We start from the raw sequence: 22,022 nt of genomic DNA on the forward strand, positions 1-22,022 counted from the left end.
AATGCCTCAATGAAAATTAAAAGGATGATATGCAATTTACAGGATATTCGAATTTGCATATCATTAAAGCCAAAAAGGCATTGCACGATGAACAGCCCGTCACCAACACCCCTTGAAAATGCTTTGAAACGCAAGGTTGCTGAAAACCCGGCAATTGTAAGCGACCTCAACCTCTTTGAGGAGCTCTGTCAGCCTTATTTTTCCAAGTCCTCCGCCATCAAAGCGATGAAAGCCTATTTGTCTGGGCGTGATGCAGCACCCAACGTGCTCGGCTGCCTGATTTACACCCAGGCTGGCCGACGTGAGCTGCAGGAATGGATTCGTTCCGGCATGCCGGCCTCATTACTGTATCGCGCCATGCTTCACGATGGGGGCATTTGGCGTGATGCCGATCACAAGCTTCATCTAATGGTAGAAATCCTCAATGGCGACGATCGCTGGGATTTCGACTACAGGCTTTTGTCTGAATCTGTTTTCTCTGACGCTGTGATTCCAGGATTTATGGAAGCTATCGTTCAAAGGGCTAGCCAGCGAGATCAGATCAAGCAACTGGTAGCTCAGTTGCCACAACGTGTCCTTTCGTCTCTGATCGAGTCATTTCCAGCAGCTTTCAAAGACATCTGTAAACAAATTCAGGAAGATTCAGTAGCCACTCCGGTTGAATTGGCAAGAGCCATGTGTGCCCGGTGGTTGCCGCCTGAGCGCTCAATCATGAAGATGCTGCTGCACTCGGCCTGAGGATTTGGTAGATTCACGGCCATTCAGTACAGGAGTGTGAATGGCTATGCTGCTTTCAAGATTGGAAGAATTTCTCGATGACCTTCCTATAGCGCAGGCTTGGCTACCGGATCGCTTCATTCAGCCGGATAATTCCGAGGAGGCTTGGGGTAATGTCTTCAACCAGGACAAAAGGCTCAAGAAAATCGCAGACGGAGTCAGAAAATCCCCTTTCCTCAAGAAACTAGGCCCGACTGGCAAGAAAGTCTCTCGCCTTCAAGATGCCCATCTGCTGTCCATGTTTTATGGCTCCGAGCCGATGCGCAGCATGATGGAAGATTCAGTGCAGAATGCATCTTCCAACCCTCCCACTGTAAGCTCCAGCGTCGAGTGGCTGACCGAAACTCTGCTTCAGGCGAACCCCTATGAGAAAGAAGCAGCGGATTATCTGATCTCCTTGTTTGAAGAGGATGAGGAGAGTAGCTACGCCAGTCATTTCTTGGTCTTTCTGACGGCGGCTACCGATGAAGCTTTCTACGGAAGTCTGAAGCCCAGGTTCATGGATGTGGCTGACCTTGGGGTAAACCTTCTGCTCTGCACACTGAGCCCGGAAAGCGCTTACGCATTCCTGGATAAGCACCCTTGGTTGGCCAAGAAACAAAGCAGATACATGGATGTTCTCAGAGATGGTCTTAGGGAGGAAGAGCCCGAAGACGATGCCACTCGATATGCCACCGAGCTGCTTTCACTAATCAGGTGCCTGTATGACTATGTCAGTCAGCAGCGAGAGGAGCCATCGCTTCAAGGGCACATGAAGATTCGATCGCTGATCAGGCAGATTCTGGCCTATAGCGAAGAGCATGGGGCCGACTCTTTCTCAGCAACGATGCAAGCCGAGCACTCTCAGATGATAAGCCTGCTGACCAAGGCCGGGGACGTCTTCAGACGCTACAAGATCAGTGAAGCCTTGACACTTTGGAACCCTCTGCTCGCCGATATCGAAGCGCTCCCACCGCTCAGGGCTATTGACGCCTCCAGTGATCAGCAGATCAGCCTGCTTGAAAACTTCCTTGCCAATCGACGTCAAGCAATCATGCCGGCGCAAGAAAGCTTTCGTGCTCTGCATTCCAGCGTAGGCCAGATAGAGCGCCACATGGAGAAGCTCTCCAAGATTACCCAAAATCAGGATGGGGGCCTTGATGAAATCCTAAAACTCAACGAGGAGCTTCTCCTAGCCAAAGGCATTGCTGTAGAAAAAGCTGCCCAGATTGCCCCAATCGGAGCCAGTCTGGTCAAAAACGCTTGCACCATGATCCAAGAAATTGATCGACTCAAAGCCATTCCTAAAATTGATTATGCCGCCCGGACACAAGAACTTGAGCAGCAGATGTCAGGGCTTTCATCTCAACTGTCTGGGCTTCAAGAGCAGGCTTCTTCGGCCACTCAAGCATTGGAGCTGGCCAACCAGGCGCTGGAAAAAGAGCGTGAGCGCCGAATCAATCAGGAGGAGGCAGCAACTGTTGCTCGACGTGAGGCCCATGAGGCTAAAACTGCCATGGCCAATATAGGCAAGAGCATGAACTCGCAGGGCAATTGCGCGAGCCTTCCACTGGAGCCAACATTTGTTGTCGAACTCATGAAAGGTTCTGCCAAGCTTACTCCAGAGTCGATCCTGACAACCTTCGCTGCTTTGTATCCCCAGGATATCGTGGTGCTGGAGAGTGCCATCAAGAGTGCTAAGGGTGCCTACAATTTTGAAATGGGCAGCCGGCTCGCTTCGCTGATCCAGTCATTGGTCGAGTATCTAGGAAGCGTACGATCGGGCAAGCCAGACACTGAGTCCAGAGTGATTTTGGGAAGCAGTTACGCCAGCCACGAATCAGATTCCGTCGTGAATAACGTGAAGCTTCGCTCACAGCGAGAATTTTCGTACGAGGGAGAAACGGTGCTATTTCTCTCTCATGTGGGCGTGGGTCGCGGGTATGGGACTCAGCATCAGATCCGGGTGTACTTCAAGGTCATCAACGACAAGATGGTGATCGCCTATTGCGGTGAGCGCCTGGATAGCGCCACCACAAGCTAAAAGCTTAAAGTCCCAGATCGATGGACATCGCGTGATCCCTGACCTTAGAGGGCACGCGATGGTACTGATCAATACCTGTCTCCTTCATGAGGCGGATCAACTTGGCGGAGTCGGCCTCCTTGCTGTTGCGCACCTTGCACAGACTCTTAAGGTGTCGATAGGCATGATCTCCCAATCCTTCTTCCCTCAAAGCCTGGTAATAGATTTTGCTGGTCGGCTCAAGCTTGCTCATTTGTGTTGCCAACGAAAGCAAGCGCTCACCCGCTGGATCCAGTCGACCCATCAGGCTCGATAATGTTTTCAGCGCAGGGCCTGCGTCTTCTCGATGCAGATTCTGCGGCAACAGGATTGCTGTGAGCAGATTGGAGATTGATTGATGACCGCCCTTGATATCCATCGAATGGCATAAGTGCGTCATCAAAAGGGCATAGGGCGCCAGCCAAGGCTGCTTGTTGGAGTAGGTCAGCAATTTTTGACCAAGCTTCTCCAGCATTTCGGGCTTTTCGGGCCATCCCTCGATCACTTTTGCGTAGTTGAACTTGTGGTTCATCATCGACAGCGCCAGTTGGGTTTCTCTAGGACGAACCCAGTCATGCCGCCCCAGAATGTCGGTAATGCGATCATCATAGGGCGTGTGGTGAATATCATTGCTTCTGAGCAGCTCCTGGGCCTGCGTACAGAGTTTTTTCCACTTGGGAGCAGACTCGGTATGCCTCAGAGCAAAATAGCGCTCATGGTCGGTCTGGTGGATCCCCAATAAGGATGGATCTACAAGGTACACTGCGATGGGTAGCGCCTTGTCGAACATGGGGTGCCTGACGTCGATGTCCCACTGCAAATAGAGCTTTTCAACTTCCCAGTCACGATCATTGATGAGTTTTCTGGCCGTCGCGAGAGACAAATCCCCAAGGGCTGTTTTCTCGGGAGTGGTTTCCCCTCCACAAGCTTTTTCCAGGGTGTCGGATGATCGAGCAGCAACCGGGTAGTCGAGATAGTGATAACGCTTCAGCATAAAAACCACTACCCCAAGCTTTGCCTGGGTCTTGCCGGTGCCAATGTGATGAAGCTCATCAACAAGCCTGGCTTCAAGCGCAATGGCAGAACTTGCATGAACCGGGTCATCTGCCATCGCCATCAGCGAGCTGTGGATTTGGTCTAGCTCGGCCACTACCCTTGGCTTCAAAATGTCCTCGGCGCTTAGGGCCCTCAGGAAGTCCTTGAGAGGGTCGCTGAAGTCCGTTTTGGATTTGCTGCCAAAAGGGAATGGAAATGGTGGTTTCATGAGAAGCTCCTTTTTTCTATTTTTTCATGTCTTTCGCACTTATTGCAATGAGGGCTGTTGACAATAAGCCGGAAAATGACGATTATAGTGTCCATGGGGTCGATTAGGATTCGACGCTGGTTTCAAAACTCTAGGTGCAAGCCGAGCTGGTAGCAGACCTCGTTAATTAGCTGCTGCAAAACCATAGTTGCCAACAACGACAACTTCGACGCTCCGGTGGCCCTGGCCGCTTGATGCGTTTCTGGTGGCCTCGGCCCCAGCGAGTACAAGGGGATGCCTGTAAACTCAAAGTGCTCGTCAGATAGAACAGGATCGCCGCCAAGCTCGCTGCAGGCGTAACGGCTAAAAAACATGCAGCTCGCTCCAAGCACCCTGCCATTCGGGCGGTGAGGAGTTAACTCAGTAGAATTGGCTAAGCCTGTAGTACCGACAGCAGAGAACTGGCGGACGGGGGTTCGAAACCCCCCGACTCCACCAAATTAAGCTATAAAAACAGGCACTTAGCTCATAGCGAAAGTGCCTTTTTTGTTTCACCTGCATTTGCAGCCACCATTTTCTGGGCCAGTTATGACTACCATCGCGCAAAATCGCAAAGCCCGGCATGATTATGCTGTGGAGCAAAAATTTCAGGCTGGGATCGCTTTGGAGGGCTGGGAAGTGAAAAGCCTTCGTGCCGGCAAGGCCCAGTTAACTGACAGCTACGTTCTGCTCAAGGGCGGAGAGGCGTTCATCATCGGTCTGCAAATTCAGCCGCTTCAGACTGCTAGCACCCATGTACAACCCGACCCGTTGCGCACACGCAAACTCCTGCTAAATCGCAAGGAGCTTGATCGACTTGTGAGCTCCGTTGAGCAGAAGGGCTACACAGCGGTGGTGCTGTCGCTTGAATGGTCAAAGCACCTGGTTAAATGCACTGTGGCCTTGGCCAAGGGCAAGAAAAATTACGAGAAACGCGAAACGCTCAAAGAGCGAGACGCCAAAAAGCAGATCGACCAGGCCCTCAAACAACGCCGCGCAGCAGCGTGAAGCCTTGGGTGACATGAACATGTTAGCCCCCATTGAATTACCACCGGCAGTCTTCGCCGAAGCTGTTCGCCTGGCCAACCTGCCAAACCTGGATCGAAAGGGTTGGCGCATTGCCATCGAGCATCTGACAAGCTGGTGGAATTCAACTGCGGATGTGCCGTACCAAGGCGCCTATGGCCTGTCACTGTACGTACGCTTTGGCGATGACTGGCTCTCAGGCAATCCGGAGGAGTGCTGGGTCAGTGGTGCTCAATGGGCCCTTGCTGAGAGGCCCCTTGCCCAAGCAGGATTATTGAACGGCGATGTGAGCATTACCTTTCAAAGGCAGGCAGAAGATATTGGAGGCCACTCCTTTGAAGCCAAGGCAGTCGATGGCTCTCATGGAACCTCTGGCGGACTGGTCGAGGGCTCAACCGGAAACGACACGCTTGATGAATTTTCATTCGAGGTGTTGAGCATCTTCCCAGTGCGCTATCCAGACGCTTGGGCAAAAATCCTGGATCAGTTCGCATCTGCGTCCGCCATCTGAACCCTAATTCAGAAGCGGAAATTCCACCCCACTGATCAAGGCCGAAAAATCATGCTCGAATGCGTAATCGCCAGCATAGGTCAGTGCGATTTTTCCTGTCCATACGATATCGAACAGATTACTTGACCCCACCCTTTGGAACTTGATTTTGTGGTGGGCGGTTGAATCATGCCCCAGCAAGTAGATTGAGAAAGCCAAATCATCTTGGTCGTAGTTATCTGCAGGGCAACTATCGACTTGAAATTCTTTACCATCCAGCCAGTCAGGTGTGAAAAGCTTTTTCTTGCATGCTTTGAAACCACCAACCCCCCACTCTTCTGACGAAAGAGTGCAGCTTCGATAATTTTTCCAGGTAACAGCCGCCTCCCAGTCGCTTGAGATCGCCTCCTCGTCTTGTTCGACCTCGCGCTCTGAATCGTAGTCCTTCGTCGACAGGTGAAAGTCGAACCAGACAGACCCATCCTTGATGCTAGCGCCCCAAGTGAATCCACTCAGCGGATGGCCTTCGGGCCATGGGTTGCCCTGAAAAGTTATTCTCCCTGATTCCATGATCAAAGCCCCAGGTCTGATGCAAAAGCATGCTCGCGGCCCAGTCGCAGCTGCTTGTAAATATCTTCTCCCATCAGACCCCTCACCATCTTCACGCGGCTGGGGGAGTCGTAGGTTTCGTCGAGCAGAGCGACGAGCCTTGCCTTGCTCTCATTGCCTCGGCGCGGCCATAGGTAATTACAGGCATCGCAAAGGGCTTTATCGAAAACTCTCTGAGGCATCAGGGTAATAGCGCTAGCGAACGCGTAATCGCCTTGCTCATCGAAATCCAAGGCCATCATGGAGCTGATTTTGGTTGAGACCTTATCCTTGGCAGCGTCTGAATTGTCCTTATAAGCCATGAATTTCTTGTAGGTATCCAACATTTCATGCTTGTCAGCGCTTTTTAGCCTGAATCCACACATGGCCAGTTTTTCATAATGGCCGATGTCACCCGTGACCGGGTTTCCTGCCACCTCGCAAGTTGCCATTTGCACCAGGTCGTCGAATCCGAATGCTTTGAGAGCAAGAGGGGCGTCTGCCCCATGTCCGGACACCCTGATCGTATCGTCGAGATCGGGGCCAATATGGCGAATCAGATCTAGCCAGTGCTGCTCTGGCTTCTCGCCTGCTCGGTAGCAGTGCACCAAGGACGAAAACGTCATCCCAGTCAGTGTATTCAAATCCCAGTGATCGAACACTTGGGATGCCGGGGAGCCGGAGGATCCAGTCACACGAACACCCGTAACATCTTCGACGTCCTGAGCGCTGATCAGCGCACGGCAGAGGTCTATCTTTCCGGCGTCGAGAAGGTTGATGTAGAGCTCAACGCGTTCCGTGAATGCAGTGTTTCGAGCAAAGTTGTGCACCACTGCTTGAAGCACTGCAGGCTGCTTAACCTCAATGATTTCGTTGCCCCGAAGCTGAATGCGACTTGCCAGAGTTCGGCCAATTTCTGCGGTGCAGTCAGCGGATAAAAGGTATTGTTTGGCCTGTCTCTCGACCAGGTGACTAACCCTGATCACCTCGTGAAAGTCTTGGGCCAGTGCGTGCTCGCTCAGGCTCTGCGCCAACCAATCCAAAGCCCTGGTCGTTGACATCCAGTCGTGCGCTCTAAGTCCTTCAGCCAGATGCCCAAGAGCCCGGTCGTTATCAGCCTTGCCGTTCATGGGTCACTCGCACTGGGTAATGAAGTAATTGGTGAAGAACTCGCCATCGGCAAAGTATACCTTCCAGAGGATGCGTCCGTTGGTATTCAGGTAAAGGCGCTCCAGCCCCTGGTTCTCACCGCAACTCAGGTTGTTGGCGTAGTCCTGCAGTTTTCGCTTGAGATCAAATTCATCTGAGGGTTTTGCAATCGATTCGCTACGGGTATGCCCGAACAGAATATTGATCGATGCAATACCGCCATTGATCGAAAGGTCAGTCATGGTAACCGTGTCGGTTACGGGGAGTGGAAGAACCTTGCTGTAGAAATCCTGGAGTGCCTGGGCAACACAGTCCTGGCTCAGTGCGCAGGCATCCCCAATTCCAGCCTCGTCAGCAAAGGATAGGGATGGCAACAGTAGAAGCCCCAATGCAAGGGCGCGCAGAGTACGAGTCATGGTGTTATCGCTCTTGAGTACGAAATACCCATATATTGACATAGAGGAGGGTAGATCCCAATAGATTTCTAACCCTATCCTCCCCTATCATCGGGATATATGAAGAGGATTATGGATGAAAGATCGTATTGCAAAAGGGGAACTCGGACTGGGTTTTCACGGCTCATCTCAAAAGATCATGCGCTTCGCTTCGAACAAGGTGGGGCAGGGCAGTGACAGCAATTCAAGCCTGGGTCTATGCCTCAGTCAGGTGCCCCTCAATGCGCTGGATTACGCGCTCGGTTCTAACGAGGCAGGTGAAGGTAAGCATGTGCTGGTCTACGTTGTCGCTTTTCCGTCAAAGGGGCTCTGCCACCAGATGACTCCTGATGAGTTCTTCGGAATTGGAGCTGACGGCAAGAAAGCTACACATGATCACTTCTCGCACCTGCGAGCTGAACTGATTAGAAACGGTTACGATCGCATTGACTGCGAAACTGGGGAGGATGCTATCACTGTGGCTCTTGTCCCTGACGACTGTCAGATTGTTGCATCCCTTGATCAGGATGCCATCGAAAAGCTTGAATCCTCAGGCGTAGACTGTTTCGACGCCTTGGCGCTGTTTGAGGCCATCAAACATTACATCCCTGCACCGGGGCGAACCAGACAACCATCAGGGCAAAACCATGAATATTCCTAAAAAGCTCTCGACCTATGCCTACAAGTCTCTGGTCAAGCAGGGGGTCGTCGAAACCATCCTGGAGAATGAGGTGTCGGCCATGCGAGATTGGCGCTTTGCCTATGATCTGGAGGGTGGGCCTGCGTTGCGTAACCCGAAGAAGAGCGAAAATCCGTGGCGACCTTGGGCAGAGGCGATGGTGAAATGGGCCTGCACACCGCCTTTTCAGCCCAGCTTGGGTGGCTTGAAGATGGAAGACCTGTTCAGGCCTGTGCTCCAAGAAATCCTTTCCGAGCTCAGAGAAAAGGATTATCGGAGTGCCTGGAGGTTGTTCAGCGCTGAAGTGCCACAGTTTTTGATGAGTGAGTCCTTTGTCTTGGCGCAAGCGTGTAGTGGCGTCATCCGTCCGGACTACTTGCCGGAGCGTTTTCAGACGCCCGATTTCATCAACCAGGTTGCGCTCAAGAACAAGGCGTATGTCGAAAGCTTCAAAAATGTGATTACCGAAGAAACCGCGTTGGCTCTGTGTACACGCGAAGGCTCGCTGTTAAGAGATTTGGATGAGAGGTTGCGCACCGCCCAGGTGGTTGATGCTGCCATGAAAAGCTGCTCCTGGGCTTTCGATGCGGTACCCAAGGCGCTAAAGACTCCTTCCCGATGCATGACTCAGGTTAAGCTTCACAAATCGCTCAGTTACGTTCCAGAAGGGCTGATCAGCCAGGAGATGTGCGACATTGCAATTTCAAGCAATCTTCGGGAAATCGAGTACGCCCCCAAGCACATGGTCAACCCGCAAAGCGTGTTCAATGGGGCTGTCAGCGATCCGAGCAATGTTGCCAAACACGCGCCGGCAGAACTGGTCGATGAGAGTTTCATTGACGCGGTCATCAAGTCGAATCCACGTGGCATCAACACGCTGAGCGATCGGGTGGTGACTGACGAGATGATTCTGGGCGCTATCCGCCGAAATGTTATCAACTTTCAGCATATTCGCTCTCACCGTGTGACAGATGAGATGGCAGACCTTCTTGTAGAGCAGAGAGCTGATGCTTTCCCGTTTTTGGCGGACAAGCATCGCACCCTTGATAGGGCTTTGAAGGTAATTGATCGCTTTCCCTATGTGATGCTCCTGATGAAAATGGAGAACTTCACCGACGAAGATTTGCTCAATGCCGTGCGCGCTGACTACAAGGTGCTGGCGCTGTTGCCCAAAGAGCGTGTGACGGCAGAGATGGATCTTGAGGCCCTTCGCCAGAACGGAGAGTTGCTCAGAATGGTAAATGTTCAAGCGCGTACCCCGGCTGTCTGCCTCGAAGCGTTGAGCAGTTCTGAACTGGCATTGAAGTATGTGCCCAAGGACGTGCTGGCCAGCCAAGGTTTCAGACAGCAGGCAATTCGCCGGAATCCGGCCTTGGTGAGCAAGCTTGAGTCACAGACGTCACCGGGTTTGTAGCCTGGGGCCCAGGTGAAAGCGATGGGGTCGACAGGGCTAGCTGTCGAGTTTTCGAGCCCACGAAATCCGGCATGGGTTAGGGCGTAGTCACCACTCATTTGAAATTGAACCATTTATCCAAAAAAAGGAGTGCCACAAGTGGCCTTGAGCATCAGCGACAGTATCCGGCAGGTGAGGGACGAGTTCGTCCGTGAGGGCGCCGCCAAATCTTACTACCATATCAACTGCGGGCTTTGTGAGGAGCTGGCGGTTGAGGCCATGAGGCGGGTCTCAACAGGGCAGGAGCACCTCTTGGACGTGCAACTGGAGAATTTCATGGAGGACGACAATCAAACCTTCGATTTTGAGTTGCTCACCACGTTCTGGAGGTTCACATTGCCCAAAGATGTCACCCGAGAAATGCTAAACAACGATATTAGCTTCGGCAACCATGTGTTTGTTGGCGATTGCCAATCACGTCGATTCTTCGATGCCGAATGTCCTGATGGTGTGGACAATTTTCTAGACCTTCCACTGTTTCGGCGCTACATCGTGAGTCACTTGCGATCTATCGGCATACCAGCGGCTGAGGTGGTAACGGATGACGTTATTCCAGCCCCGCTATGCCGCATTCCCAATCCAGACCACGGCAGTCCAGGTCTTAGCGCGTGAAGGCTTCTGAAGCCCTCTCAGGATGCTTATGGATGAGGTTGCCAGTGAGGTCGACAATAGATCTGAAGCCTACGCTGTAGCCCTCAAAGCCAGCCTGGTGGAGGCTCCCTGCATAGCGCTCATCCTCATGGTAGTGACCGTGGAAAAGCTGACGCGCCCCCAAAAATCCTGCTAGCTCATCGATCGCCTCGAAACCATACCGATGAAAGCTGGGAGCCTGATGCGTGACCAGGATATCCGCCCTGTCCATGGCCAACAAAAAATAGTCGTCGGGGAAAATTGAAGCTTTGTATCTCTGGCATTTGGAATCAAAAATGTCGGCTGGCTCACGCCTTTGCCTTAGATAGTCGACCATTTCCTGGTAATTCTGCGGGCCATCTGTCGAATTGCCAGGCATCCACACAGGGGTCTCAAAGATGCCCCCCAGCCCAGCAACACGGTGCCCGTCGATCTCCACTACTCTTCCATGCAGATTTCTGTCCGCCAACCCGCTGTATATCAGGTTGTCCCAGTATTGGGTTGAATCTGCATCGTGATTTCCAGGTATGAACCAGACCTGGGTCAAATCAAGAATCGGGCGAAGAATCTTGTCTAGAGGTAGGGAGCACTCCATGTCGCCCAAAAGGATCACTGCTTCGGGCTCCTGGCTTCTGACGGCATTGATGATGTGCTCAAAGCGACCATGCGGGTCGCCAGCAAACCAGATCATTTTTGACCTCCGGACTTTTATCGATCTTGCGCCGGCATGTGCGGGCTGGGCCATAATGGCCTATACAGGAGATTATCATGCCAATCGGTTACCGCGTCGTATCGTTCGATATTGCCTCACAAACAGCCAAGACCCTAATGGAGCGTAAGCCCGTCGACCTTTCAATCGGGAGTGTCCACGCTTATCCTGGGGGAGTGTTTCTGGGTACTTCTCGTGATTTTTGCCAATACTACCTGGGCGGCACCGACGATTCCGATTTGATACTCGCCTTCGAATTTGAAGAGGCCCATATCGCACGCGGTGACCTAGCCCCTAATTGCGAAGTGCTGGTAAAGCAGGCGAAGCTGCTGAGTGTCGAGTTCGAAGACGAGGAGTTGGCGCGTACCTACAATCACCTCTTCAATCCCGAAGCCGTTCAGAGCAGGCGAGCTTCCTCAAGGGGTGAGTGCCTCTTTGATGCTGAAGGCCCTCGCCGCACAAGTTTGATTCGCGCAATGGATGGTCGCAGCAATCACCTGAATCCAATGGATTTCGTGTACGTCACCGATGGTATGGCGGCTCATGCAGCCGCCAAGCGTGTTCTGCGGGCCTACGAGGAGGGCGATCGCTCAAGGGCGGGAATGGACATGGTTATCAGAAAAGCGCTTGATCACGCAGTCACCACAGCCGTGTATGAGCAGGAGCCTCAGAAGGTCGCCTTCACCAATATCTCAAACAAGATGATCTACAAGGCGCCAAATGAAGGAGAGTGGTTTTTTGATGGCAACAAGCCTCAGTCTGTTGTAACGCTGCTCGAAGTGACCGCCGATGGCCAAGTATCGCTGGCGGCGCCCACTCGCGAGCATGGATTTCAGCCCTGACCGGGTGAGCAGTCTTTGGCCGCGACATGCTCGACGACGCGGTCACGAACCCGATCAAGTACTTTGCCCAGACCGTTAAGACCAAGCCAGGTGGACTCATCCCAGGCGCGAGGGTCGTCTTCGTGAAGGCCCACACCCCAGAGCCTGTCACTCGGCGACGCTTCGACCAAACGAGTCCCCAGCGACTGAAGGATTATTTCCGTCAGATCCTGGTGCTGGATAAACTTTTGAAAAAGCCCTGGGGCTAGAATGCTGGGTGCGCGAGCTTTCCATACTTCGTCATCATAGCCCTTGACCAGACGACCCAGCTCCTTCTGCCGCTTGGGGTTAGGCGTTTTCATGATCAATTGAGCAGTATGAAGGTCATTGAACAGCATGGCCTTCGAATACATCATATATTGCTCGCCACAATTGAACGTGATGCCCTTGACTTTGAAATCTCGCTTAAACCAATTCGAAAATGGGCCGCCCCAAAACAATGTGAATTTCTCTGTGCGCCTCATATCGAGCGACCCCTGCTCCCACGCGCCAGGTTGATCTCTATTTTCTGCTCGATGACCGATTGCAGATCGATCGATTGCCTGGCGGCAATTTCCTCGCACAACAACAACGTACCAACTAGGCTGTCGATAATGCTATCGGCATCCTGTGTGCGAGATGCGTTTACGCCTTTTGCAAGCACAGATGTGATGCAGAGCAGGCACGCCTGGGTTGTGCGGTAGGCGGGGCGATCAGGACTGTAGTGTTGGCGCTCGAAGTCTACATTGATGCCATTTTCAAGCGCCATGTCCACTGTCCGAAGAACGATGTCTGCAAGCTCTCCTGGGAATTTTGAAGTCATTCCCTGCGATGTCATTTCGTCGACAGATTCACCGACTTCTGAGTAGATCATGGCCATGGCTTCAAGATTGGTTCTTTTGTGCCAGCCCATAGCTTCAACCCAGGCATGGTGCCGGGTCGAAAATTCGTTGTAGGTCATATTGTTCTCCTTGTACACCCATCTTACGCGGGCTGTCCCATGTCAGCAATATATGCTTAAACCGTACAAGGGCTCTTGCGATTCTTAGGTTATCTCCGTATGCTCTGCCTGCCCTGATTTAAGTGAGAGAAAGCAGATGAGCTTATGGTGCGAATGCCTGGATTGCGGGGGAAGCGGGGACGCTTTCATTTGCGAAAATGGCCTGATGAGGGCCAGAATAATGGCTGCCAAGGCCGAGCAGAACTCATTCTCTCTGGGAATCTTGGCACTGCCATTTTTCATTGTTTTCATGGCTGTTGCCGCGATCGGCACAGCGCCAATGGTCACCCGAGATCGTGGCGCCGAACCTGATCAGGTGGGCGCCTCAATCGTGACCGACAGTTTCTAGTCCACAGCTGGCAGGACGGGGTCTCCTTGAGTCACCGTGCCATCTTGCTCAAGAACATGGATATAGGTAAAGGGCACCTGGCCGTAGAGGGGGTGATCACGAACCTGGGAGGCGTGGTAGACAATACGCCCATAGTTCTCAGGAAGATCACGGCGCTTGAGTAGGCCAAAGCTTCCGCTGATGCTATGGATGCTGTCGAACTCATCCTCAGACTGGGTCAGTCGATTGGCCAGCATCAGGAATCCATTGATGCCAGAGGCTGATTTAAGATCGAAGATCTCAAGCCAGCAATGGTCTCGGTCTTCAAGTGTAAAGAAGCACTCCATTTCTGGCCTCGGGTAGGCCAGCACAGCGTTTTGGCCTTTGAGGCGGGGGCTTAACTGGTAAACCGTGGTGTAGCTACCTGTGAAAACAAGCCGCTCATCTTCGCTGACTGCCAGATCTGGATATTGGACTCGATAGAGTAGCGGGTACCTTGTATCGGTCTCTGGACAGGAGAAAGAATCGACAATTTTCTCTGCTACAGGAACAGACGCCACTGCATTCTGCTCCTCGCGTTGCTCGACAAAATCAACCAGGTTAACAACGTTACTGTCCATGCGGGCCGACTCTGAAGCTCTGGAGGTCGGCTATGTTAGTCGATCGTCACCTGTAAATCCATCAAAACCCAAGGCTCGATCTGTCAACAACGGCCAGATATTCGGCTCTCTTTATTTGAGCCTGAATCTGGGCAAATGGATCAGGCAGCTCATAATGAGAGTGCTCCACCTTGTTTGCCGGCACCACATCAAATGTGTTGATGCATCCTGTATTGTAGATCGTTCCCCAGTACTCTTTGCCACTGCGATGGCTGAACGAGCAGTCAATGCCTTGATCGGCCAGGAATTCGGCAAGTGCCAACCCCTTGGCTCCCAGGGTCAGGTCGCCGTTGACACAGAGATTGACCAAGGACTCGGCATGAAAGCGTTGGTCGTCGCTGCCAAGAAGGGTTCTTCCTTCAAGCCGATGACGACTTGCCAGCTCGACCATGCGCTCGATGATATTTCGCTGTTTGGATTTGACGATAACGCTGGTCACAAAGTCGCAAGCGTCGGACAGCGATAGTGCGGCTTGTTCCAGGATCAGGTTTGGGGTCATGACAATATTTCGAACGACGCCGCCACCTTTGGCGAAGCCCCGACAGGTCTCATAATGGTTCGAGAGGTAAATGCCAGGCCCAAGCTCCGCTCGCCCTTTCCTGGGGCCTTGAATCTCAGGGAGGGCATCCCATTTTCGCCCGCCGTGCCACATTGAAATCTGCATGAACATAGTTCCTATTGTCAGTATGTTTTCATGATGATTGATGCGGGCCTAGTGCATCAACCCCAGCCAAAAAGTGAGTGGCAGGTTGTCTCGTAATTATGCCAATATACACATAATGCGACGATTTGAGATATCGAGAGGAAGTTTTCATGAATAGCACAGAATCAATGAGGCTTTCAGGCCTCGCTCTTGATGTTTCGAGTGGTGAGTTGACCTTCTCCGGCAACCCTGTGAATTCCCATCACGTCCTCCAGTTGCTGGATGCGGACATCGAATTCAAAATTGAAAGCCCTTCAATTCTGAGCCTTCAGACCCTGTATCGATTGCTCAAGCGTTATCCACTGCTTCAGCATATAAACGCTTTGGCCAGTGATTTCATGGAGCAGGGGGGCGCCCTCAAGCCAAAGCTTGGCTTGGTCAGCGCAAAGCCCCTTGAGGCGGACATGGGTGAAGCCCCCGAGCCCGTGCGCTTGAATTTGGTCAAGATCACCACCGTAAATCGCTCTGATTTGAGCTTTCTTGAGCAGGTTCAGATGGGTGAGCCTACAGAAACGCTCACGGGGCTATTCATTGCTAACTACCAGATGATCTTTGAAGACAAGCCCAGCATCGATGTGGGTGTAGATGTGAGCCTGACCGCACATCTTGAGGACGGCGTGCCCCAAGCTTGTGTGGGCGATTATTTCGTAGAGCAGCTGTTCCACAAACCAATCAACATCTTGCCAGGGCGCATTGCCGATTACTTCTTCCCTGCGAATGGAGACAGGCTGGCCCCTAACTACGACGCCGTACAAGAGACGGTCACGCAACTCGACAACTCGGATTTGACATTGGCTGATTTTGTCCATACCTGCTTGAGCCTCAATTACCACAGCGCACAAGAGCGCGCCGCGATGAAGGCTGAGCAGTCAGAACAGCAGAAGTTTTTCGACAGGATCAATCGTCTCGTCGGTCAACACATTGAAGAGCTTGAGCGCAAGCCAGATTAGGGCTGGGGTTCATCATCAGCGTACGGGCCCAGATATTCAGCCATGTCCTCAACCAGATCTTCTGGCATAACCATCAAGGGGCCCGATCCAGTTCCCATTATCCCGCAAAACCCAAACCCCTCGTACCAGGCATTGAGATCAAGCCCGTTGATCTGCTCCTCACCATCATCCGAGATCAGAACAAAGCAGGTGGCTCCTTCAAGTTCCGCCTGTTCGAGAAAACTAGCCACAAGGGCTGATCCTACTCCCTGGCCCCTGTGCTCAGGGTCAACGTAGAGGTTTCTCAGCAAGGCTACCGTTTCCTGGCGTTGTGCAAGCTTCCAGGCGATCGACTTGGCAAGGCTGGTATGCTCAGCCAGGTAGTTTTGAATGTTGGATTTACTCGCATCGACAACGTAGCCGCTGATGCTCCCGTGTTCCATTGAGAAATCGATCATCCGCATGAACAGATCCAGTATTCAAGGCAGATAACCACGGACTTCTGGTGACCCGACATCAGCAAGCCATTTCCTGTTGAGTGGCGACTGATCGCTGCCGGCGCTTCAGCGTGCTTTGATCCTGGCCATACAAGGAAATAGGCAGGGACATCTGCAGATCGTACCCAGAGATGCTGAACGCACGCGTCTCGATGGCCTGGATTACCTGGTCGAGCTCCCCATCGCTGATCTCCCGATGCGAACTCCCGGATTCGGAGAGATTGAGACGCCATCCTGAGGGGCCTACATTCCACCTAAAGCTTTTGCCACCAGGCGATCTGCCCACCGTCTCCATGGCATGGCTATTGCGTTTTTCATAAGCAAGCCAGTTGCTCAGTAGATCCGAAGCCGTTTTTCCATCAATAATGGACATGGTGCTCTCCTGTGTTCTCAGTATTACAGCATGGCCACGATTAAGGGTTCAATTGAATGCAATGGATTCCGGGTGTCTCTTAATAGGGGTCGTAGGTGTTATGGCGAAGGTTCGCCACAGGAAGAGGTGATGGCGTGTGCAGGAGGCTTACGATCCATTCCGGGATTTCATCACTGAGCTTGCTGCAGTCAACAACCTCTACCGAATCCATGATGTGGGATGACGGATTGAGCTCAACCCTTGTGTCGGCATCGATAACCCTGATGGAAAAATCTTCGAGCACCTTGATGGCTTCACGGTTGTGAAATGACTCAAGGGCGGTTTCGCATACCACGTCATCGGACTGCCTCGGATCTATGCCTGAAACAAGGTAAACCCCAGGCACGCCGATGTCGTAAGCGTGAAGGTCTTTTTCATTCACGATGGGAGTGGCTACGACAAGGCAGGTCTTGGTGGTCATAATGATTGCTCCGCAGAGGGTATGTTTCCATCTTATGGGTCGCTGTGACACCGGTTCAAGAGCGCGCTGCAAACACCTGGCTGTTCACAAGTCGAATAAGCCATATATTGACAGCATGTCAGATCTACGGGAATATACGCGCAATCATCAACTTGACCTGTGTAAGGCAGGCAAGGCCCCCCAGAAAAGACAAGGTGTCCCGATGTCTCAGCCGTTTCGTTTGTCCGCCATTGCTGGCGCGTGCTTGTTCGCAGGCCTCTCTCAGTATGCTGTTGCCGGCACCGTCGATGAGGCGAAATGCCTCGCACAGCCAGACACCCTAAAGGCGGAGGCTTGCTTGCATACTACCGGTAAGCCCTTTGCTCGCCTCCATGTGCGCAGTAATGGTGAACAGGTTGTCATCGACAAGCCGGCTGTCATCGAAGGCGACTATGCCGAATACCTTAAAGGCGACGCAGACAATCTGAACAGCCCTCTCCTGCTTCGCGCTCTTGAAAACGAAGGTCAGGGCTTGGCTGTTAGCGCCAGCGCTGTTGACTCGGCAAACGAAAACTACACCCTGCGCCTGAAGGCAAAACCCTACGATCAGAAGCCATACCGTGGCGCAGTAATGCTTTCCAATTCAGGCCCCGACATCAGTGGTCGGGACATCCTGTCCTGGTATCACCGCCAGCTGCTTGGCCAGGGTTACGTGCTGACGACCAGCTTGACTCATGGTTTTGCGGATTTGCGTCCTGAGTCCAAAGGCGGAAAATACGAGTCGGCATTCTTCTCCCTGGAGAAAGCCACGCAGTACGGCGTTTTCGATGCTCAGTACCTGTACTCTGAAAATACCTCAGGCGGAACTGCGCGTCTGTATGACCTTGGCGGTACCACCAATCGCTTCAGCCTGGGCTTTACCCAATACCTGCTGCCATCTCTGACTCTGCGCCACCAGCTTTCCTACACAGACCGCAAGCAAGACTTCGGCGCCTATGGTATCGACGAGAAGCAGCAGTTCATGACTTACTCGGGGAAGGTGGGCTACACCTTCGCTGGGGTCGACACCTATCTCAAACTGACCAAAGGCCTGGATGGCAAGCGCGATTACGACTTAATCCCGCTGATGGGGACGCTCAATCCTTACTTTTGGTCAGGTGAGGCAGATGCGCGCACCTCCATCATTCTCCCTCAGGGCCTAGTTCTGAATTTGCACGCCACCGGATTCAAGGGCAGCAAAGACATGCCGTCCTCCGAGCGCTTTGGCCTTGGCGGCGCAGGTCGTGGTAGCAGCCATGAAAGTGGTCTTTACTCGGGCTATGAGGGCTTCAGTTATGAGGCCCAAGTCAGCCGCTCCCTGGCCAACCTCAATGGGGTTGTCATTTCTGCCAGCGCTGGCTTGAACGGATCAGATATCACAACCGCCATTGACCAGGATATCTCTGTGATGTCGGCTCGTGTAGGCGTAGACGTCGGCTACCATGACTGGAGTATCCAGACCTCGTACAACAAAAGCGTGATGTCCAGAAATCTTGAGGACGATCAGCGTCTGAGCCTAGACCTTGTCTGGCGCTACTGATTAACGCAATATGGCGGGGAGCTTAGGCTCCACTTCTTTTTTGTAGGCAAGGTTTCAGAATGAGCAGAATACGCAAACCTCAAAAGATGCTAGAGCTTTTGGAGCTTATGCGGCCTTATCGATATCTGTTATGCGTTGATCTTGAAGCGACGTGCAATGAGCTACCAGAAGGCCTGAGCGAGGAGCAAGCGCAGTCTTTTCCTGGCCTGATACCGGTGGCCGAGATGGAGACAATTGAGGTAGGTGCCGTTGTTGTCGACACCTGGGATGACGATGCGATCGTGGGCGAGTTCTGTCGATTTGTGAAGCCTACGCTTCATCCTCAATTAACTGAATTTTGCATAGGGTTAACGACCATCACACAGGCTGACGTCGATCAGGCACAGGGGTACGCTGAGGTTTCGAAAGAACTCTCAGATTTTATTGAGCCTTACAGGGCTGATGGAATCATGTGGGGGAGCTGGGGCGCCTATGACCTTAAGCAATTGGCCCAGGATGCAGCTTTGCATGACTGCCAGGCGATGCTTTTTGATCTTCAACACACCAATCTTAAAAAATGGCACTGGAAAGTCCTGAGCTGTCGGGCAATGGGCCTCAAAAACGCAGTACTCGATCTGGGCTTGTCATGGTCTGGGACGCACCATCGGGGCATCGACGATTCACGCAATGTGGCAGCCGTCTTTCATCAGCTACGCATCGAGCACAATCAGCTAATAGCCTGACGGCCATGCAGAGCTACATCCAGCAATTACATTGAAAGCTCGGTTCCAAGGCCCTGGGGGCTGAGCCTTGCTTTGGCAAGTTTCTTGACCTCAATCTTCTGTTCGCTGCTCATCCCAAGCCATTCATAGACTTCGTTCACCGTCCTCCCGCAACCCTTGCAGACATCACCTCCGGTGTTATGGCTACAGATGCCAACGCAGGGTGTAGAATCAGGTTTGTTAGGGCGCCCCAGGATACTCATTGCAATGTCCTCTTTTTAAATCCAGTATCCCAGGTGGAAGGGGCTGATAGCAATCAGCCGTCACGCATAACAGATAAATTGCACAACTCTGTAGCAGCTACGCATCAGCAGATTTTTGCCTTTAGGGAGTCAGGGGTTGTCAGAGGAAGTCGTGCAAACTTTACTTCTTCCATCGTCTCAAATTGCTTGGTTTTCAGGGTCAGGTAATGAACAACGATGCCGCTTTCCTCGTGTGAGATAGCGTAAGGATGTGCCACATCAGACTCCAGATCGCGATTGGCTTTGAGCAGATTCTTGCGAGGATACGACTGAATCTCAGGCGCAAAGCGCGCTGCCATCATCCTCTTGACCTCCTCGGTGGTGAAACCGGGGTGGTGTGCATCTGCTTCCTGAGTGTGAACCAGGGCATCTGCTACCGTCAGAAAACAGCGCTTGAGGCTGTGTTCTGAAAAGACCTCTTCTGTTTGAATGTAGGGCGGGCCCTCCACAAAAACCGGGTCAATGCCGGACAACAAAACCGCTAGTACAGTGCGGGTACCTACGTCGGTGCAGCGGTATTCGAAACCCCCTCCACTGTTGAAAACCAAACCAATGTAGAACTGCGAAATATCCAAGAAGCACCTCAAGCAAATGTGGGGTTGACGCAGCAAATCCGAGGCTTTTGCACGCGATTATCTGCTTAATTGTATGGTATCATTCAACGATAGAATTCGCTACTCGACGCGGGCACACAGCGCCTCAACGTATGGGCTGCAGCACTCAAGGATCCACTAAATGGCTGATTCCCCTATCCTAGTTCAACGCCTCTCGATCAATCGCAAGGGGCGTTGCTTCGTCGTCACGGACGTCCACTTTCAGGTGGACAAGCTGATGGAGGGATTGGCCTTGCTGGGCTTCGATCCGCAAGTTGATCGCCTGATCATCGGCGGTGATTTGTTGGATCGTGGCCCAAACTGGCGAGAAGGGCTGGCGCTTCTGGAAAAGCCTTGGGTGTTTTTGCTTCGCGGAAACCACGAGCAAATGATCATCGACGCCTGGAAAGCCAAGCGGGTCTACAGCGAACATGGGGCAGGCTGGTGGATGACCCTAACCGACGAATCACAGGACATGGTCGGCGCCAGGCTCGACGTCCTTCCTTACGCAATCGAGATCGAAACTGAACAAGGCTTGGTTGGCGTAGTTCATGCGAATGTTCCCAGCGCGATGACTTGGAATGAGTTCGTTCAAGCACTTGCGTTCCCAGGGATCAAAGAAAAGGCGCTTTGGCAGCGTGAGCGCGTAACCAGGCATCAGCGCTCAGGAGTTGAGGGTATTTGGAGGGTTTGCATCGGCCACACCTATTTGCCTATCCCCCAGCGACTCGATAATGTGTTGGCGCTAGATTGCACCACAGGCAACGGTAAACCTCTTGCCATCTATTGCGTGCAAGAGGACACCATCTATGTAAACGGCAAGCCTGCTCTGTTTGAGGATATGCCTCACTTGAAAGCCCATGCAGTCGAGCGTCATCTGGAATCACCCTCAACGCTTGAGGCGGTGACAAGTCAATTGGGGCGCATGGATGATGATGTTCATCTACTCCTGGAAATGAATAACGCTCTGACGGGGATTCTGTTCGAGAAGCCCAAGGATCGGGGTGACTATGTGATGTACATCAGGCGCCGCTTCCAAGGCACTCCTGTTGAGCCGATGCTTGATAACCTCCTGAAGGTGATGAACCTTGAAACCTGAGATCGATACAAACAAGGTAGTGGTCTTCACAGGTGCGGGCGTAAGTGCCGAAAGTGGCCTTGCAACCTTTAGAGATGGAGACGGCCTTTGGGCTAATCACCGGGTTGAGGACGTGGCCTCCATCGGTGGCTGGCGACGAGACCCAGGGCTGGTGCTGGACTTCTATAACCAGCGTCGGGACGAAGTCATGTGCGCAGAGCCGAATAGGGCACATTTGGCCATCGCTGAACTTCAAGCACGCTTCGAAACTGTCGTAATTACCCAGAACGTTGACGATCTCCATGAAAGGGCTGGATCCTCGCAAGTGTTACATCTTCATGGACAGATTTTGAAATCAAGAAGCTCGCTCGACCCCAGCGTGCGTCAACATCAGACCCGACCCATAGCCCTTGGCGATCTCTGCCCTAATGGCGGACAAATTCGTCCCGATATCGTTTGGTTCGGCGAGCAATTGGGAGAACTGGGTGATGCTATCGGACACCTGAAGACTGCCGGCAAAGTCTTGGTGATTGGTACCTCACTCAATGTCATGCCCGCTGCAGGGTTGTTGAAGCATGCCAGGTTCCATGCTGAAAAACTGATCATCGGCCTGGTTGTGGCAAAGATTCCGTTCGGTTACAGATTTTTGCGGGGCAGGGCATCCAGTCTGGTGCCCCTGGTGATCGGGAGTTGGCTTCGAGGTGAGAAATTTAGGCCCTGACA

Annotated in this window: 28 protein-coding genes and 1 other RNA gene; 15 read left to right on the forward strand and 14 right to left on the reverse strand. The window is 52.6% G+C overall.

Annotation, left to right across the window (positions count from 1 at the left end):
• Positions 1 to 87: 87 nt before the first annotated feature.
• Together IFT57_RS05425 and IFT57_RS05430 are read left to right on the forward strand one after the other, a co-directional pair.
• A complete protein-coding gene (locus IFT57_RS05425) occupies positions 88 to 738 on the forward strand; it encodes a hypothetical protein (RefSeq protein WP_122531435.1) in 651 nt (216 codons plus the stop codon).
• A gap of 40 nt (positions 739 to 778) precedes the next feature.
• Positions 779 to 2,800, forward strand: a complete 2,022-nt coding sequence (locus tag IFT57_RS05430; protein WP_241032726.1) for a hypothetical protein — start codon at positions 779 to 781, stop codon at positions 2,798 to 2,800.
• 4 nt (positions 2,801 to 2,804) lie between these two features.
• Here IFT57_RS05430 and IFT57_RS05435 read toward each other — a convergent pair whose 3' ends face one another.
• Positions 2,805 to 4,082 carry a hypothetical protein gene (locus IFT57_RS05435; RefSeq protein ID WP_122531434.1) on the reverse strand — a complete coding sequence of 426 codons (1,278 nt, stop codon included), beginning with the start codon at positions 4,080 to 4,082 and terminating at the stop codon, positions 2,805 to 2,807.
• A gap of 95 nt (positions 4,083 to 4,177) precedes the next feature.
• Between IFT57_RS05435 and ssrA the strand changes: the two genes are divergently transcribed.
• From ssrA to IFT57_RS05450, 3 genes are all read left to right on the forward strand, one after another.
• Positions 4,178 to 4,559: a transfer-messenger RNA gene (ssrA, locus tag IFT57_RS05440) on the forward strand.
• A gap of 90 nt (positions 4,560 to 4,649) precedes the next feature.
• Positions 4,650 to 5,108: an SsrA-binding protein SmpB gene (smpB, locus tag IFT57_RS05445; protein ID WP_122531433.1), complete on the forward strand. Its 459-nt coding sequence runs from the start codon at positions 4,650 to 4,652 to the stop codon at positions 5,106 to 5,108.
• Positions 5,109 to 5,121: 13 nt separating this feature from the next.
• The gene (locus tag IFT57_RS05450; protein ID WP_122531432.1) at positions 5,122 to 5,637 is read left to right on the forward strand and encodes a hypothetical protein; all 516 of its coding nucleotides are present in this window, start codon (positions 5,122 to 5,124) and stop codon (positions 5,635 to 5,637) included.
• Positions 5,638 to 5,640: 3 nt separating this feature from the next.
• On the opposite strand, the gene IFT57_RS05455 is transcribed toward IFT57_RS05450, so the two are convergent.
• Genes IFT57_RS05455 through IFT57_RS05465 form a run of 3 tightly spaced genes read right to left on the reverse strand, consistent with a single transcriptional unit; the run spans position 5,641 to position 7,769 of the window.
• Positions 5,641 to 6,186, reverse strand: coding sequence for a hypothetical protein (locus IFT57_RS05455; protein ID WP_122531431.1), 546 nt, complete (start codon positions 6,184 to 6,186; stop codon positions 5,641 to 5,643).
• Positions 6,187 to 6,188: 2 nt separating this feature from the next.
• Positions 6,189 to 7,334, reverse strand: a complete 1,146-nt coding sequence (locus IFT57_RS05460) for a hypothetical protein (protein WP_122531430.1) — start codon at positions 7,332 to 7,334, stop codon at positions 6,189 to 6,191.
• Positions 7,335 to 7,337: 3 nt separating this feature from the next.
• Positions 7,338 to 7,769 (reverse strand): hypothetical protein, encoded by a 432-nt coding sequence (locus IFT57_RS05465; RefSeq protein WP_122531726.1) that lies wholly within the window; start codon positions 7,767 to 7,769, stop codon positions 7,338 to 7,340.
• 115 nt (positions 7,770 to 7,884) lie between these two features.
• Here IFT57_RS05465 and IFT57_RS05470 point away from each other — a divergent pair, with 115 nt between their 5' ends.
• The 3 genes from IFT57_RS05470 (at position 7,885) to IFT57_RS05480 (ending at position 10,531) form a co-directional block, all read left to right on the forward strand.
• Positions 7,885 to 8,448, forward strand: a complete 564-nt coding sequence (locus IFT57_RS05470; protein WP_122531429.1) for a hypothetical protein — start codon at positions 7,885 to 7,887, stop codon at positions 8,446 to 8,448.
• Positions 8,435 to 9,880, forward strand: a complete 1,446-nt coding sequence (locus IFT57_RS05475; protein ID WP_122531428.1) for a hypothetical protein — start codon at positions 8,435 to 8,437, stop codon at positions 9,878 to 9,880. The genes IFT57_RS05470 and IFT57_RS05475 overlap by 14 nt, the downstream gene beginning before the upstream one ends.
• A 138-nt stretch (positions 9,881 to 10,018) precedes the next feature.
• Positions 10,019 to 10,531, forward strand: coding sequence for a hypothetical protein (locus IFT57_RS05480; protein ID WP_122531427.1), 513 nt, complete (start codon positions 10,019 to 10,021; stop codon positions 10,529 to 10,531).
• Here IFT57_RS05480 and IFT57_RS05485 read toward each other — a convergent pair.
• Positions 10,521 to 11,240: a metallophosphoesterase family protein gene (locus IFT57_RS05485; RefSeq protein WP_122531426.1), complete on the reverse strand. Its 720-nt coding sequence runs from the start codon at positions 11,238 to 11,240 to the stop codon at positions 10,521 to 10,523. The two genes, IFT57_RS05480 and IFT57_RS05485, sit on opposite strands and share 11 nt — an antisense overlap.
• Positions 11,241 to 11,317: 77 nt before the next feature.
• Here IFT57_RS05485 and IFT57_RS05490 point away from each other — a divergent pair, with 77 nt between their 5' ends.
• Entirely contained in the window at positions 11,318 to 12,100 is a 783-nt protein-coding gene (locus tag IFT57_RS05490) for a hypothetical protein (RefSeq protein ID WP_122531425.1), read from the forward strand.
• Here IFT57_RS05490 and IFT57_RS05495 read toward each other — a convergent pair.
• Both IFT57_RS05495 and IFT57_RS05500 read right to left on the reverse strand, forming a co-directional pair.
• On the reverse strand, positions 12,091 to 12,603 hold the full coding sequence (locus IFT57_RS05495; RefSeq protein ID WP_122531424.1) for an NADAR family protein: 513 nt from the start codon (positions 12,601 to 12,603) through the stop codon (positions 12,091 to 12,093). The genes IFT57_RS05490 and IFT57_RS05495 overlap by 10 nt on opposite strands.
• Entirely contained in the window at positions 12,600 to 13,079 is a 480-nt protein-coding gene (locus IFT57_RS05500; RefSeq protein WP_122531423.1) for a hypothetical protein, read from the reverse strand. The genes IFT57_RS05495 and IFT57_RS05500 overlap by 4 nt, the downstream gene beginning before the upstream one ends.
• 220 nt (positions 13,080 to 13,299) lie before the next feature.
• Here IFT57_RS05500 and IFT57_RS05505 point away from each other — a divergent pair, with 220 nt between their 5' ends.
• Positions 13,300 to 13,467 (forward strand): hypothetical protein, encoded by a 168-nt coding sequence (locus tag IFT57_RS05505; RefSeq protein ID WP_163020443.1) that lies wholly within the window; start codon positions 13,300 to 13,302, stop codon positions 13,465 to 13,467.
• On the opposite strand, the gene IFT57_RS05510 is transcribed toward IFT57_RS05505, so the two are convergent.
• The gene (locus IFT57_RS05510; RefSeq protein ID WP_122531421.1) at positions 13,464 to 14,066 is read right to left on the reverse strand and encodes a hypothetical protein; all 603 of its coding nucleotides are present in this window, start codon (positions 14,064 to 14,066) and stop codon (positions 13,464 to 13,466) included. The two genes, IFT57_RS05505 and IFT57_RS05510, sit on opposite strands and share 4 nt — an antisense overlap.
• Before the next feature lie 61 nt (positions 14,067 to 14,127).
• The gene (locus IFT57_RS05515) at positions 14,128 to 14,769 is read right to left on the reverse strand and encodes a hypothetical protein (protein ID WP_122531725.1); all 642 of its coding nucleotides are present in this window, start codon (positions 14,767 to 14,769) and stop codon (positions 14,128 to 14,130) included.
• A 149-nt stretch (positions 14,770 to 14,918) separates the two neighbouring features.
• Between IFT57_RS05515 and IFT57_RS05520 the strand changes: the two genes are divergently transcribed.
• Positions 14,919 to 15,758: a hypothetical protein gene (locus tag IFT57_RS05520; protein ID WP_192150919.1), complete on the forward strand. Its 840-nt coding sequence runs from the start codon at positions 14,919 to 14,921 to the stop codon at positions 15,756 to 15,758.
• On the opposite strand, the gene IFT57_RS05525 is transcribed toward IFT57_RS05520, so the two are convergent.
• The 3 genes from IFT57_RS05525 to IFT57_RS05535 all read right to left on the reverse strand — a co-directional run bounded on the left by IFT57_RS05525 (position 15,755) and on the right by IFT57_RS05535 (position 17,067).
• Complete coding sequence (locus IFT57_RS05525; protein WP_122531419.1) at positions 15,755 to 16,201, reverse strand: GNAT family N-acetyltransferase; 447 nt, start codon at positions 16,199 to 16,201, stop codon at positions 15,755 to 15,757. The two genes, IFT57_RS05520 and IFT57_RS05525, sit on opposite strands and share 4 nt — an antisense overlap.
• Positions 16,202 to 16,253: 52 nt before the next feature.
• Positions 16,254 to 16,607, reverse strand: coding sequence for a hypothetical protein (locus tag IFT57_RS05530; RefSeq protein ID WP_122531418.1), 354 nt, complete (start codon positions 16,605 to 16,607; stop codon positions 16,254 to 16,256).
• 79 nt (positions 16,608 to 16,686) lie between these two features.
• On the reverse strand, positions 16,687 to 17,067 hold the full coding sequence (locus IFT57_RS05535) for a hypothetical protein (protein ID WP_122531417.1): 381 nt from the start codon (positions 17,065 to 17,067) through the stop codon (positions 16,687 to 16,689).
• A 202-nt stretch (positions 17,068 to 17,269) separates the two neighbouring features.
• Here IFT57_RS05535 and IFT57_RS05540 point away from each other — a divergent pair, with 202 nt between their 5' ends.
• A complete protein-coding gene (locus IFT57_RS05540; protein ID WP_192150921.1) occupies positions 17,270 to 18,625 on the forward strand; it encodes a hypothetical protein in 1,356 nt (451 codons plus the stop codon).
• 59 nt (positions 18,626 to 18,684) lie between these two features.
• Complete coding sequence (locus tag IFT57_RS05545) at positions 18,685 to 19,347, forward strand: 3'-5' exonuclease (protein ID WP_192150923.1); 663 nt, start codon at positions 18,685 to 18,687, stop codon at positions 19,345 to 19,347.
• Between the two features lie 26 nt (positions 19,348 to 19,373).
• Here IFT57_RS05545 and IFT57_RS27240 read toward each other — a convergent pair whose 3' ends face one another.
• Positions 19,374 to 19,589 carry a DUF1289 domain-containing protein gene (locus IFT57_RS27240; protein ID WP_192150925.1) on the reverse strand — a complete coding sequence of 72 codons (216 nt, stop codon included), beginning with the start codon at positions 19,587 to 19,589 and terminating at the stop codon, positions 19,374 to 19,376.
• A 104-nt stretch (positions 19,590 to 19,693) separates the two neighbouring features.
• Positions 19,694 to 20,203: a hypothetical protein gene (locus IFT57_RS05555; protein ID WP_192150927.1), complete on the reverse strand. Its 510-nt coding sequence runs from the start codon at positions 20,201 to 20,203 to the stop codon at positions 19,694 to 19,696.
• A 160-nt stretch (positions 20,204 to 20,363) separates the two neighbouring features.
• Here IFT57_RS05555 and IFT57_RS05560 point away from each other — a divergent pair, with 160 nt between their 5' ends.
• Together IFT57_RS05560 and IFT57_RS05565 are read left to right on the forward strand one after the other, a co-directional pair.
• The gene (locus tag IFT57_RS05560) at positions 20,364 to 21,320 is read left to right on the forward strand and encodes a metallophosphoesterase (protein ID WP_192150929.1); all 957 of its coding nucleotides are present in this window, start codon (positions 20,364 to 20,366) and stop codon (positions 21,318 to 21,320) included.
• Complete coding sequence (locus tag IFT57_RS05565; RefSeq protein ID WP_192150931.1) at positions 21,310 to 22,020, forward strand: Sir2 family NAD-dependent protein deacetylase; 711 nt, start codon at positions 21,310 to 21,312, stop codon at positions 22,018 to 22,020. Before IFT57_RS05560 ends, IFT57_RS05565 begins: the two co-directional genes overlap by 11 nt.
• Positions 22,021 to 22,022: the final 2 nt, after the last annotated feature.

Origin of the sequence: Pseudomonas sp. CFBP 13719, assembly GCF_014842095.1 — a bacterium.
Taxonomy (GTDB): Bacteria; Pseudomonadota; Gammaproteobacteria; order Pseudomonadales; family Pseudomonadaceae; genus Aquipseudomonas.